Annotated in this window: 11 protein-coding genes; 4 read left to right on the forward strand and 7 right to left on the reverse strand. The window is 59.2% G+C overall.

Going from position 1 to position 13,331, the window contains the following annotated elements; translation table 11 throughout:
* The 6 genes from ABG996_RS08905 to ABG996_RS08930 form a co-directional block, all read right to left on the reverse strand.
* The coding region (locus ABG996_RS08905; protein ID WP_488350319.1) for a phosphoheptose isomerase family protein at positions 1–544 on the reverse strand (544 nt) is incomplete at its 3' end.
* A gap of 60 nt (positions 545–604) precedes the next feature.
* Positions 605–1,720: an SIS domain-containing protein gene (locus ABG996_RS08910; protein ID WP_347479632.1), complete on the reverse strand. Its 1,116-nt coding sequence runs from the start codon at positions 1,718–1,720 to the stop codon at positions 605–607.
* 193 nt (positions 1,721–1,913) lie between these two features.
* The gene (locus ABG996_RS08915; protein WP_347479634.1) at positions 1,914–2,627 is read right to left on the reverse strand and encodes a GntR family transcriptional regulator; all 714 of its coding nucleotides are present in this window, start codon (positions 2,625–2,627) and stop codon (positions 1,914–1,916) included.
* Positions 2,612–3,379 (reverse strand): GntR family transcriptional regulator, encoded by a 768-nt coding sequence (locus ABG996_RS08920; RefSeq protein ID WP_347479636.1) that lies wholly within the window; start codon positions 3,377–3,379, stop codon positions 2,612–2,614. Before ABG996_RS08920 ends, ABG996_RS08915 begins: the two co-directional genes overlap by 16 nt.
* Positions 3,380–3,417: 38 nt before the next feature.
* Positions 3,418–3,906, reverse strand: a complete 489-nt coding sequence (locus ABG996_RS08925; protein ID WP_347479638.1) for a hypothetical protein — start codon at positions 3,904–3,906, stop codon at positions 3,418–3,420.
* A 248-nt stretch (positions 3,907–4,154) separates the two neighbouring features.
* Complete coding sequence (locus tag ABG996_RS08930; protein WP_195568720.1) at positions 4,155–5,183, reverse strand: LacI family DNA-binding transcriptional regulator; 1,029 nt, start codon at positions 5,181–5,183, stop codon at positions 4,155–4,157.
* A 183-nt stretch (positions 5,184–5,366) separates the two neighbouring features.
* On the opposite strand from ABG996_RS08930, the gene murB reads away from it, so the two are divergent.
* The gene (gene murB, locus ABG996_RS08935) at positions 5,367–6,329 is read left to right on the forward strand and encodes a UDP-N-acetylmuramate dehydrogenase (protein ID WP_347479640.1); all 963 of its coding nucleotides are present in this window, start codon (positions 5,367–5,369) and stop codon (positions 6,327–6,329) included.
* 222 nt (positions 6,330–6,551) lie between these two features.
* On the opposite strand, the gene ABG996_RS08940 is transcribed toward murB, so the two are convergent.
* Positions 6,552–7,757: a coiled-coil domain-containing protein gene (locus tag ABG996_RS08940; RefSeq protein ID WP_347479642.1), complete on the reverse strand. Its 1,206-nt coding sequence runs from the start codon at positions 7,755–7,757 to the stop codon at positions 6,552–6,554.
* 266 nt (positions 7,758–8,023) lie between these two features.
* On the opposite strand from ABG996_RS08940, the gene galE reads away from it, so the two are divergent.
* From galE to glgP, 3 genes are all read left to right on the forward strand, one after another.
* Positions 8,024–9,085, forward strand: coding sequence for a UDP-glucose 4-epimerase GalE (gene galE, locus ABG996_RS08945; protein ID WP_006235870.1), 1,062 nt, complete (start codon positions 8,024–8,026; stop codon positions 9,083–9,085).
* Between the two features lie 208 nt (positions 9,086–9,293).
* The gene (gene malQ, locus ABG996_RS08950; RefSeq protein WP_260699337.1) at positions 9,294–10,811 is read left to right on the forward strand and encodes a 4-alpha-glucanotransferase; all 1,518 of its coding nucleotides are present in this window, start codon (positions 9,294–9,296) and stop codon (positions 10,809–10,811) included.
* A gap of 128 nt (positions 10,812–10,939) precedes the next feature.
* On the forward strand, positions 10,940–13,207 hold the full coding sequence (gene glgP, locus ABG996_RS08955) for a glycogen/starch/alpha-glucan family phosphorylase (RefSeq protein WP_347479645.1): 2,268 nt from the start codon (positions 10,940–10,942) through the stop codon (positions 13,205–13,207).
* Positions 13,208–13,331 lie beyond the last annotated feature (124 nt).

The raw sequence follows: 13,331 nt of genomic DNA on the forward strand, positions 1-13,331 counted from the left end.
TAAACAGATCGAACTTGGGGAAGCAGCCGCGGCGGTTGAGCAGGCGCAGGCCGAAGCAGTCGGCGAGGTAGTAGCCCTTCTCGCAGCCGCCCGAACCATGGTCAGAAGCCATGGCGACGCAGTTCTCGGCACCCACAGCCTGGCCGATGGGGCCCTCGGGCTTGGTCATGGCGTAGACGCGCACGCCCATGCCCTTCATCTTCTTGACGGCCTCGAGGACCTCGGGGGTGGTGCCGGACTCGGAGGCGGTGAGCACGACGGACTTCTCGGTCATGCGCTTGTGGCCCATGGCGTTCCACTCGGCGGCGTGGATCAGGTAGACCTCGAGGTCGCGGTCGCCGAACTTGTTCATGAGGTACTCGAGCTGCATGAGCTCGTCCCAGGTGCCGCCGACGCCCATCAGGAACACGGCGTCGTAGCCCTCGTCGGCGACCTTGTCGGCGAGCGCGGTCATCTTCTTGCCGGTCTCGTAGAGCGCCTTGCCGTCCTCGAGATAGCCCTCCTGGTCGAAATGCATGATCTCGATCTTCTCGGTTTCCTTCATTTGTCTCTCCTTTCTGGGGTTGTTTCCACATCCCCCATGCCAACGGGCATCAAAACCCGCTTACATTCCGTAACACTCGGCCGCTTTGGCCTTAAGCGCATTGACTGACTCTTCGTAGCCCTCTGCCTTGACCTCCATTTGCTTGGAGACGGCATCAAGATACGGGTGCACGTCCCATGACTTCAGACGCTCGGCTATCATGGCCGCAATCGTCTGGAAGAACACAAGATTGGGAATTGCGCTGAGCAGCGGAGCCACCTGAGGCACCGCAACCTCGTGAGCCCTACCCTTGGGATGGGCCGTGAGCAGCACCGTTTTTGTCGTAACGTTCGATAGCGCATCAGCGATATTCGCAAGACGCTCCGACCCCTGCGGATCGTCGACGATAAACACCAGATAGCCCGGAACGATCTGCATCTCGGGACCGTGGACGAACTCCTCGCCTTCGTGATGCATGGCAGGAATCTTGATGGTCTCGCTCAGCTTGAGGGCCGCCTCTTCGGCAACGCCATAGTTGGGGCCGTTGCCGACGACCATGGCGGGCGTGTGCTCAGAAAGCTCGAGCATGTGGTCTTGGACATATGCCTCGGCGGTCTTGCACATCACGGCATTGGCCTGGATAGCCTCACGCAGGTCGTCAAGACGCTGGGCAACGCCCTTGGCGTCAATCGTTCCGCGCGCCTGACCGCCGTAAATACCAAAGAGCACCAGGTACTCAACGAGCACCTCGACGCCCAGAGTCACAAAGTCCACCGACTCGACGCCCACACCGTAGTCAAGAACGATGTCAGTGTGCTCCTTGATGGGCGCCTCGACGTTTGCCGTGAGCGCAACTGCAGCCATATCGTGTGCGCGCATGTAATCGAGCGCCGCAATCGTATTGGTCGAATAGCCACTCTGCGAGACGGCGATGTTGAGCGCATGCTGAGGATAGGTGTGTTCAAAATCGACGAAGGCCTCGGGCGTCACAACGGACACCTGCATTTGCAGGGCATCTTGCAGGTAATCGCGGGCGCAATCGGCGGCATGGCGCGACGAACCCGAAGCAACGATGCGCAGCGCGTCAAAAGAACCGGACTGGAAAATATCAACGAGCTGCGCTACCAGCTCAGACGAACGCTCGAGGTTCTCCCCCATACGCACATGGGCAAGCTGAACGTAATCGAGCATCTTCATCGTCTCACCTCGTAACAAATCATTAGTATTTGATACCAATCACAGTTACAGGTTACGGCTTTTTGATACCTCTTTGTCGATTAATTTATCCCCATCGGCGAACGGTCGATTTTGAGCCCTGTAAGGTTGTATATACAGCTGACCCAACGATCAAAACTGGTTAGTTTCCCAGCCGTTATTCACAAAATACCAGCTAGTACGTATAGGTGTAGCCGCCCGTATCGCCACGATTGAAGGACTTTACATACTCGATAGCCTGACCGCTCGCGTCATAGCTCACGCATTCCAAAAGCAAAACAAGATCGCCCTGTTCCAGTCCAAGGAGGCCGGCATCTCGTGCGCCCAGCGCTTCGATATCGAGCTTTTCCTGTGCCATGGCTGGCTTTCGGCCCAGCATCTCATAGGTCTCGTACAAACTGAAGACCGACACGTCAATATCTTCGATGGTTGGGAACAGCAGGCAGGGAATCAGCGCCGTCTCAATCGATACGGGGCTACCGTTTATGCAGTTCAGGCGTCGAACGGAATAGAGCAGGTCGTCCTCGGCGATGCCAAACAGGTCGGCGTAATATGGCCCCGCATAACGCTTGGAACGCGCGAGAATACGGACGGACGGCTCGCCGCCCGAAGCACGGACCGATTCACGGAAACCGACCGTGCGTTCAAAAAAAGCAGGTACTTTCTGCGCCACAAAGGCACCTTTTCCCCGAACACGGCGAATCTGCCCGCGCCGAACCAGCTCATCGACAGCGCTTCGGATGGTCAAGCGTGTCGTACCAAATTCCTCGGCGAGGTCTTTTTCGGACGGAATCATGGAACCCGTGGGATATATACCGCGCTCGATACGTTCCTCGATGCGGCGTCGAATGCGCATATAAACCGGGGTGGCATCTACTGTTTCAGCCATTGTTCACCTGCCACGCTCCTCATGCCGTTCTCTTCGCCGTTATCGGCAAAGCGGAACTTTGTGGGCAAAATCACCGATTTGCAATGCTCCACAAAACGCATGTCCTTATCAAATTCGATCGAGCTCTCATAGAACACCGGCGTTCCCTCTTCTTGCTGGAGCAGCTCGGCCTCTTCGGCGTTCAAACGCGAGATGGAGATATGCTCACGTCCATGCTCAACACGCACGCCACCTTCTTTGAGCAAGACATCGTAAAGGCTCTCGCACTCAAAATCGTGCTCGATAAGCGATGGGCACAGGGACAGGTTAACGTGAGCCGTCTCGATTGACGCCGGCTCGCCCTCAATAAGTCGAACACGCTGCATGCGAAGCAAAGGAGCGCCTACAGACACCCCAAGCTTGTCAGCAAGCGCCTCATCCGCCTCGATGGTCCCGGTGGAAACCAGACGAGAAGAGGGGTGCAGGCCGGCAGTCCGCACAGCATCGGAAAAGTTATACGTTTCCTGGAAGATGTTCAACGGCTTGGGAGGACACACATACGTACCCGATCCGCGACGGCTCTCGAGCGTTCCACAAGAGATGAGTCGCGTGATACCGGCGCGCAACGCTGTACGCGAAACACCAATCTCTTCGCACAGCACGCGCTCGGCCGGTAGGCGATCACCGCCGGCAAGCTGATGGTGCTGGATATACCAAAGAATTCCCTCAACAGCACGATCTTTGGGGGGAATTGCATAAGATTCGCCTGCCATTGCACAGACTCCTCATTCAGAAACGTATGCCGCCAAAATTAGGCCAGCCCTCCCATGGCATCAAATTCGGCCTTGATCTTCTCGGCGACATTCCGATACGACTTATATAGACTTGAATCGCGTTTAACTTCGTCGGTCATAACGGGAATCTCTAATTTGGAAACCTCGTCTTTTCCCGTCTGAACCGCCACAACAACGCCCATACCAAGACACATATTACGCTTGGCGGCATTCATTTTTGCCGCCTTAGCGGGATTTGCCAGGATACGCTGGGCAAATTCCTGTTTTGAAGTCACTTCCTCGGCCTCTGGATCGCCCGCCTCGGCTACTTCGCACTGCAACACGTCCGCATAGTCAAAAATCTTCGGCTCGCCGCCGCGCTGATGCACGGCCCACTTGCGACGTGTGGCATCCTGGTAGATAGCCGGCAAAAACGTAAACCGCGGCGGGTCCAAAATCGTATCCGTGATGGTAAACACATCGGGATCAAAGGCATCCTGCGGGTTTTTCTTCTTGAACAGCCCCATATCAGCCTCCCGTACTAGCATTAAACAACTCAAGCCGAATATAGCACCAATTTCAAGCTCACGCTTTAGTAGATCGGTGCGCGGCGTCTATGGCTCGCCCAACGGAAGAGCTTACGGACGAGGGCCGGGGTGCCTGCTTTGTTTTGAGAGGTGGGCTTCGCGAACTTCTCAAAACAAAGCAGGCACCCCGGCCCCGCCGGCAAATAGCGGACACTCCGCATGCAATCTATGCAAACAAACAAGTGCGCTTAACTATATTCGGTAAGGTCAAGCACGCTGTCCTTAACGATAAGCGCCGGCTCCAGAACGACCTCCTCGGCACGTCTACCGCCCCTACCGGCAAGACGCTTGGACATGCAGCCAAAAGCATGCTCCGCAAGAACACCAGGATCCTGCTCAATCGCGGTCAGCGCCGGCTCAAAGAGAACGTCGGCGGCCGAGTTGTCGTAACTCACCACCGAGATGTCGCCCGGGATGCTCTTCCCCATCTCGTGCAAGCGCTTGAGCAGACCGAGGGCGATGTTATCCGAGCTTGCGAACACAGCGGTAGCATCAGTTGCGAGCACCGCCTCCGAGGCCTCGTAGGCACTCGGAATGTAGTACTCGCTCTCAAACTCCAAACGTGCGTCGATAGGCAGGCCAACCTCGCGCAGCGCGCGCTCATAGCCGGCAAGTCGCTTACGCCCCGTATTGGAGCGGCGTGCGTTAACCAGGCAAGCAATACGGCGGTGGCCTTGCTCGATCAGATAGCGGGTGGCCATGTAGCCGCCCATCTCGTGGTCGAACATCACCTTGTCGCACTCGAGTCCCTCAATGGCACGGTCGACCATTACGGCCGGGATGGGCAGGTGGCTGACTTCTTCGCGCAGGGCGCGGTCGTCGGAGAACTCGTCGCCCACGACCAGGAAGACGCCATCAACGCCGCGCGTCACCAGCTGGCGCAGCAGCTCCAGATCGTCATCGGCGCTTCCGCCCGAGCTGGTAATGAAGAGCGCATAGCCGTCCTCGCGGCAGCGCTTTTCCAGGCTACCGGCGAGCGAGGCAAAAAAGCGGCTCTCGATGTTAGGGACGATAAGGCCCAGCGTGCGCGACTCGCGCATGACCAGGCTGCGCGCGATCTGGTTGGGAACATAGTGGTTGCGCGCCGCGACCTCTTTGATGAGCTTGCGGTTTTCTTCCGAAATGCGACAGGGCCGATTATTGAGCACAAGCGAGACCGACGAGGGGGAAAGCCCCACCTCCTGGGCGATCTGCTTGAGGGTGACTTTGTTGGCCATCTCGCTCCTTCCGAGTTTACGCGCAATCTCTTGAAAGTATAGCGACTACCCCTCTACCTCGGTGATAAACACTTTACCAATCCGGTAGACGGCTGTTTTATCGCCGCCAGCGCACCAAATCCGTCCGGGTGGGGTATATTGCAATCGATTGATGACAACGACCACCAAAAGGCGGATATTCGTATGCACGAGAACGACTTTTTTAACGAGGACCTGCTGTGCGCGCTTGCTGGCGTTGCCGGCGAGGACAACGTGCTGATGAGCGAGCCCATGCGCGAGCACACCACGTTTAAGATCGGCGGCCCGGCCGACGTCTTTGTCACGCCCGATACCGAGCAGGGCCTCGTCGCCACGCTCGACACCTGTTATCGCTGCGACCTGCCGCTCACCATCGTGGGCAACGGCTCCGACCTGCTCGTCGGCGACAAGGGTATCCGCGGCGTCGTCGTGGCGTTGGGCGAAGGCCTCTCCGACATTACGGTCGACGGTACGCACGTCACGGCGGCGGCCGGCGCCTTGCTTTCCGATGTCGCCGCGGCGGCAGCCGAGGCCGGTCTCACCGGCATGGAGCCCATCTCGGGCATCCCCGGATCGGTCGGCGGCGCCTGCTACATGAACGCCGGCGCCTACGGTGCCTGCATGGCAGACGTGCTGGAGTCTGTGCGCGTCTACAAGCCCGCCCGCATGCTCGACGACGGCACCCGCGGCAGCGGCAACATCATCGAGTTCGATGTCGATGAGCTCAACCTGGGCTATCGCAAGAGCCGCATCGCCGACGACGGCTTTATCGTGCTTTCGGCCACTTTCAATCTCGCCCCGGGCAACGCCGCGATGATCAAGGCCGACATGGACGACTACCGTCAGCGTCGCGAGGACAAGCAACCGCTCGACATGCCGAGTGCCGGCTCCACCTTCAAGCGCCCCGAGGGTTACTTTGCCGGCAAGCTCATCATGGATGCCGGCCTGCGAGGACACGCCGTTGGCGGCGCGCAGGTAAGCGAAAAGCACTGCGGCTTCATCGTCAACGCCGACCACGCCACCGCCGCCGACGTCGACGAACTCATCCGCCACATCCAGGCAACCGTCAAAGACCAATTCAACGTAGACCTAGAACCCGAAGTCCACCGAGTCGGCGAATTTTTATAAAAAAGAAGGCCCCGAAAGGGGCCTTCGCCATATTTATTCAGATAACCCAGTCCGGTGCGTCGCGCCCCGAACCCGAGAGGGCCGCGTGCCCGCCCGCAATATATTTGATTGATCGCGAGTTCCGCACGCAAAGAAGGCCACTTAATGTGGCCTTCGTCTTGCGCAGGACTGCCCGAGCAGGCAATCAAATATATTGCGGGCGGGCACGCGGCCTAGTCGGCTTTACGACAGCGCAATACCGCCGAGCCAGCCCCAGCGCACGCCAGAGCCAGTACCATAAAAGCTAATAAACGAATCAAGCGACTTAGACGTAATGGCACCCTCGTTGCTCATAACGATGCCGCCGCCAACATAGATACCCACATGACCGTAGATAAGGCCCGGAGCACCCGTGCCGCTGTGCGAGGAATCGGCCACGATCATGCCCACCTGCAGCGCCGAGCGGTCGGAGCTATAGCACCAGGCGTTAAACATGTCGCACGCATTGCCTCCAAAGTAGCCAACGCCGGCGTTACGGAAGACATTGGTGACCCACGCCGCGCACCAGTTCTGACCCGGCGAAGGCGTGGAGTAGCACGCGTTGACGACAGCCTGCTGCTTGCCCGAGCCGGCATTCTGCTGCGGAGTTCCGGGCGCGTACGATCCACCACCCGAGCTCGAACCACCCGAGTAGGAATTGTTCTTGTTCGCGGCAGCCGCGGCAGCGGCAGCCTTCCTAGCGGCCTCCTCAGCCTGGGCGGCAGCGAGGATCTCGGAATCGCGCTGAGCCATGAGCTCCTTGACGTCGTCGGAAAGACCGTTCAGCACGGTCTGGACTTCTTGCTGCTTGGCCTGCATGTCCTGCATCTGGGCAGTCTGCTGGTCCTTGAGCTTCTCTAAGTCGGCCTTCTGCGACTCGAGCTCGGTCTTTTGCGCATCGAGCTCTTCCTGGATGGTCTGAATGTCCTCGATGGCGTCGCGGTCGCTCTTGTTGATCTTCTCAACGTAATGCGCGTTGGCGACGAGTTCCTCAAACGAGCCAGAGGCCAGCAGCAGCGACAGGATGTTCGTGCCGCCGGACTTGTAGCTGGCGGCCACGCGATCGGAAAGGTCGTTGCGCTTCTTCTTGAGCTCGGCCTTCTTTTCATCGATCTGGGCCTGCGCGTCGTCAATCTTGCCCTGGACATTCTCGATGTCGTTGAGGGTCTGGGCATTCTTGTTGGCCAGCGCCGCATACTCATTTGCGATGCTGTCGAGCTGGGCCTGAACCTCGTCGAGCTGGGCCTGGGCGGCATTCAGTTTATCGGTGGTTTCTTTGGAAGCCTCCGCCGCATGGGCGCGAGCGGGCAGGCCAAAAAGAACTGCCGCAGAAGCGGCGCCGAACAGGGCCTTGAGGGCAGTGCGGCGCGAGAACTCCTGGGAAAGGATGGAATCGCTGTTTGGTGACATATGTACTCCGTTACATGCTTATTTATATGTCGCTCAACTCATACATATTAGCGTACATATGGCGCGTCCCAACGATTTCCACGAACGGCAGGAAACTGCAAGGTCAGCGGCTCGTAAGCAAATGCCAAAGATCAGGTTATGCGTACGCAAGCTCTTCTATGAGTACGTTAGCACAATCCTCTGCTTTTCCTACAGCGCACGATTTGGGCGTCCCTGCCTGCGCTATACTCCCCTGAAGAAGTGTTCCTGATTCGATAGGAGACTACATGTCCAAAGCACTCGACCCCAAAGACACCTGTGTCCTCGTTACCGGTGGCGCCGGCTTTATCGGCTCGCACACCGTCGTTCAGCTGCTCGAGGGTGGCTACCAGGTCGTCATCGTCGATGATCTCTCCAACTCCAGCGCCGTCGCCGTCGACCGCGTCAAGACCATCGTGGGCGACGAGGCCGCCAAGAACCTCACCTTCTACGAGGCCAACGTGCTCGACCGCGATGCGATGAACAAAATCTTCGATACCCATCAGATCGACCGCGTCATCCACTTTGCCGGCTTTAAGGCCGTCGGCGAGTCGGTGAGCAAGCCCGTCGAGTACTACCACAACAACATCGAGAACACCCTGGTGCTCATCGACGTCATGCGCAACCATGGCTGCAAGTCCATCATCTTCTCGAGCTCCTCGACCGTCTATGGCGACCCGGACAACCCGCCCGTCACCGAGGAGGATCCTAAGAAGCCCGCGACCAACCCCTATGGTTGGACCAAGTGGATGATCGAGCAGATCCTTATGGACGTCCACACCGCCGACCCCGAGTGGGACGTCGTGCTGCTCCGTTACTTCAACCCCATCGGCGCTCATCCGTCGGGCCTGATCGGCGAGGACCCCAAGGGCATCCCCAACAACTTGGTGCCCTATGTCGCCCAGGTCGCCGTGGGCAAGCTCGAGGCCGTTCAGGTCTTTGGCAACGACTACCCCACCCCCGACGGCACCGGCGTGCGCGACTACATCCACGTGTGCGATCTGGCCTCTGGTCACGTTGCCGCCCTTAACTGGATGAACGGCAAGACCGGCGTCGAGATCTTTAACTTGGGCACCGGCACCGGCACCTCGGTACTCGAGGTCGTCGCCGCCTTCTCCAAGGCTTGTGGCAAGGAGCTGCCCTACGTGATCCGCGAGCGCCGCGCCGGCGACATCGCTGCCAACTGGTGCGATGCCTCCAAGGCCGAGCGCATGATGGGCTGGAAGGCCCAATACGACATCGCGGACATGTGCCGCGATAGCTGGAACTGGCAGAGCCACAACCCCAACGGCTTCGCCGACGCCGAGTAGCAAAAACCTACATACCGCTCTTGCCCCGATCTCACGTTGTGAGGTCGGGGCTTTTTCATGGCATGTAACCATTCGCCGAAAATCGACCAACTTTTTTATCTTGCCTGTACATGTTTAAACAACATGTTTTACAATAGGCGTATCGAATCAGAACATCGGAGGCGGACTGCACACCCATCGGCAGGCCGACCCCACAACAAGAAGGTTGGTGAGCGCATTCATGGAGCGTGCAAGCGGCGTCCTCATGCCCGTCTCATCTCTGCCCGGACCATACGGAATCGGCGGCTTTGGCTGGAATGCCTACGACTTCGTCGATTTTCTCGCCTCGTGCAAACAACATTACTGGCAGATTCTGCCCCTTACGACGACCAGCTATGGCGATTCGCCCTATCAGTCGTTCTCGGCCCGCGCAGGCAACCCCAACTTTATCGACTTTGCCGAGCTTATCGAGGCAGGGTATCTGGAGCAGCGCGATATCGATGGCGTGTACCTGGGTTCTGACCCCAGTAATGTCGACTACGGTGCTATCTTTGGCGGCCGCCGTCAGATTCTCGACCGAGCCGCCGAGCGCTTTGCTGCCGACAAGCCGGCCGATTTCGATGACTTTATCCAGGCCAACGAGGACTGGCTCATCCCCTACTGTGAGTTCATGACCGTCAAAGAGGAGTGCGGTCTCAAGGCGTTTTGGGAGTGGCCCGCGGAGCTCCGCACCCGCGGCGAGGCTTCTGCCAAGGTCTGCGCCGACCATCCAGCGCGTATGCTCTACCACCAGATGACGCAGTACTTCTTCGATCGCCAGTGGAGCCGCCTCAAGGCCTATGCCAACGAGCGCGACATTCTCATCATCGGCGACCTGCCCATCTATGTCTCGCGTGACTCCGTCGAGATGTGGGCGACGCCTGAGCTCTTTAAGATCGACGCCGCCGGCAATCCCGTGAGCGTCGCCGGCACGCCGCCCGACCAGTTCTCGGCCACCGGCCAGTACTGGGGCAACCCCATCTACGACTGGGACGCCATGGAGTCCGACGGCTTCTCCTGGTGGGAGGGCCGCATTCGCGCCGCCCTCGACATGTACGACGTCATCCGCCTGGATCACTTCCGCGGCTTCGAGGCCTATTGGGAGGTGCCGTTCTCCTCGCCCGATTCGTCCTACGGTTCGTGGACGCAGGGTCCCGGCCTCAAGTTCTTCAAGACGCTCGAGGAAAAGCTCGGCACGCTGCCCATCATCGCCGAGGACCTGGGCTTCCTCACCCCCGGCGTCATCGACATGCGCGACAACTCGGGCTTCCCCGGCATGAAGATCCTGCAGTTTGCCTTTGAGGGCACCAACTCGTACTACCTGCCGCATAACTACATCGCCAACACCGTCGCCTATGTGGGCACCCACGACAACGAGACGGCGCGCGGTTGGTTTGAGGGAACGGCCACCCCGCGTCAGCGCGAGCAGGCAGCCCTGTACACCCATCAGCAGGCCGGCGAACCCATGGCAGATGCACTCAACCGCACCATCGCCGCCAGCGTGAGCGACACGTGCATCTACACCATGCAGGACCTGCTCAACTTGGGCAACGAGGCGCGCATCAACACCCCTGCCACGCTGGGCGGCAACTGGACCTGGCGCATGCTCGACGGCGCCATCACCCGCGAGCTCGAGCACAAACTCACCGACTGGACCGAGACCTACTTCCGCATCCCGTCGGAAGCCGAAATCGAGCTTCCTCAATAGGAGCTACCGCGCCCAACCCCTCCCCACCGTGCGGACGCGCTTGCTTTTCCCGCGCGAGGCCACCCCAATCCCCTCGCGCGGGCTTCTTATGAATTGCAGACATGAAACAACCCATCACAGGAGAAAACATGCCCCAAATTAACCTCATGGAACTCGCCGAGCAGTCTTTTGGCACCTCGCTCGAGCAGCTCGACGACCGTCGCATTTACAAGCTGCTGGTCAAACTCGTGCAGGAGCGCTCCGCCGCCTGCCCGCTCAACAACGGCAAGAAAAAGCTCTATTACATTTCCGCCGAATTTTTGATCGGCAAGCTGCTCATCAACAACATGATCGACCTCGGCATCTACGACGAGGTTAAGGACCAGCTCACCGCCGCAGGCCACGACCTCAACAAGATCGAGGAGTTCGAGGTCGAGCCGTCGCTCGGCAACGGCGGCCTGGGCCGCCTGGCCGCGTGCTTCCTGGATTCCATCGCCACGCTGGGCTTGACCGGCGATGGCGTGGGCCTCAACTATCACTACGGTCTGTTCCGTCAGCGCTTTGTCGACAACCAGCAGAAGGCCGTCCCCGACGAGTGGCTCGGTGAGCAGGACATCCTAGTCGACGATGACCGCTCCTACACCGTCGAGTTCGGCGATTTTGCCGTTACTTCCAAGCTCGTCAACATCGATGTGCCCGGTTACGGCCAGCCCACCAAGAACCGCCTGCGCCTGTTCGACCTGGCGAGCGTCGACGACGGCCTGGTCCCCGGCAGCTCCATCGACTTCGACAAGACCGAGATCGCCAAGAACCTCACCCTGTTCCTCTACCCCGACGATTCCGACGAGCAGGGCCGCCTGCTTCGCATCTACCAGGAATACTTCATGGTGAGCAACGCCGCCCAGCTCCTGATCGACGAGGCCATCGAGCGCGGCAGCAACCTGCACGATCTGGCCGATTACGCCGTGGTTCAGATTAACGACACGCACCCCACCATGGTCATCCCCGAGCTCATTCGCTTGCTCACCACCGAGCATGGCATCGAGTTTGACGAGGCCGTGACCATCGTACGCTCCATGGTCGCCTACACTAACCACACGATTCTTGCCGAGGCGCTCGAGAAGTGGCCGCTCGCCAGCCTGCAGAAGGTCTCCCCTGCCATCGCCGACATTATCGTCAAGCTCGATGAGATCGCGAAAGCCGAGCACGATGACCCGCGCGTCGCCATCATCGACGAGCACGACACCGTCCACATGGCCCACATGGACATCCACTTTGGCTTCTCCATCAACGGCGTAGCCGCCCTCCACACCAAGATCCTGGAGGACACCGAGCTTCATCCGTTCTACGAAATCTATCCCAAGAAGTTCTCCAACAAGACCAACGGCATCACCTTCCGCCGCTGGATCCATGGGGCCAACCCCGCGCTCGCCAGCCTGCTCGACGATGTGATCGGCACCGACTGGCGCAGCACCGGCGATCTGAGCAAACTCGCCAAGTTCGCCGACGACAAGGACGTTCTTGAGCGCCTGGCCGCCACCAAGGTCGAGGCCAAGGCCATCATGCGCCAGTTCATGGCGCTCGAGCAGGGCGTGACCATTCCCTCCAACGCCATCATCGACGTCCAGGTCAAGCGCATCCACGAGTACAAGCGCCAGCAGATGCTCGCGCTCTACATCATCTGGAAGTACCTCGATATCAAGAACGGCAACAGGCCTAAGCACCCCGTCACCATCATCTTTGGCGGCAAGGCGGCGCCTGCCTACACTATCGCGCAGGACATCATCCATCTGATCTTGACGCTGTCGCAGTGGATTGCAAACGACCCCGACGTGGCTCCCTACCTGCAGGTCGTCATGATCGAGAACTACAACGTCACCGCCGCCGAGCGCGTGATCCCCGCCGCTGACATCTCCGAGCAGATCAGCCTGGCCTCCAAGGAGGCGAGCGGCACCTCCAACATGAAGTTCATGCTCAACGGCGCCCTAACCCTGTGCACGCTCGACGGTGCCAACGTGGAGATTGCCGAGCTCGTGGGCGACGAGAACATCTATACCTTTGGTGCCTCGTCCAAACAGGTCGAGCAGCTCTACGCCGACGGCGCCTATGACGCCGGTGCGCTCTACCGCAAGCCCGGCATTAAACTGCTGGTGGACTTCATCACCAACCCCGCCTTTATGGCGACCGGCAACGCCGAGCGCCTGCAGCGCCTGCACGACGACATTAAGGGCAAGGACTGGTTTATGGCCCTGCTCGACATTGAGGAGTACATCCAGACCAAGGAGCGCGTGCTAGCTGACTACGAGGACCAGGGTGCTTGGTTGCGCAAGGCGCTGATCAACATCGCCAACGCCGGCACCTTCTCGTCCGACCGCACGATCTCCCAGTACAACGACGAGATTTGGCACCTGGGCTAATTCGCTTCCCTTACCCATCCTCTTGAGAAACGGAGCCGTGGCAACGCGGCTCCGTTTTTTGTGTCCCTGTGTTGCCCGTGGCCTGCCTCGACCAAAAATCTCGACCTGTAACATCTAGCCGACA

The sequence above is a fragment of the Collinsella aerofaciens genome (assembly GCF_039836695.1).
In the GTDB taxonomy this organism is placed as follows: Bacteria; Actinomycetota; Coriobacteriia; order Coriobacteriales; family Coriobacteriaceae; genus Collinsella; species Collinsella aerofaciens_BD.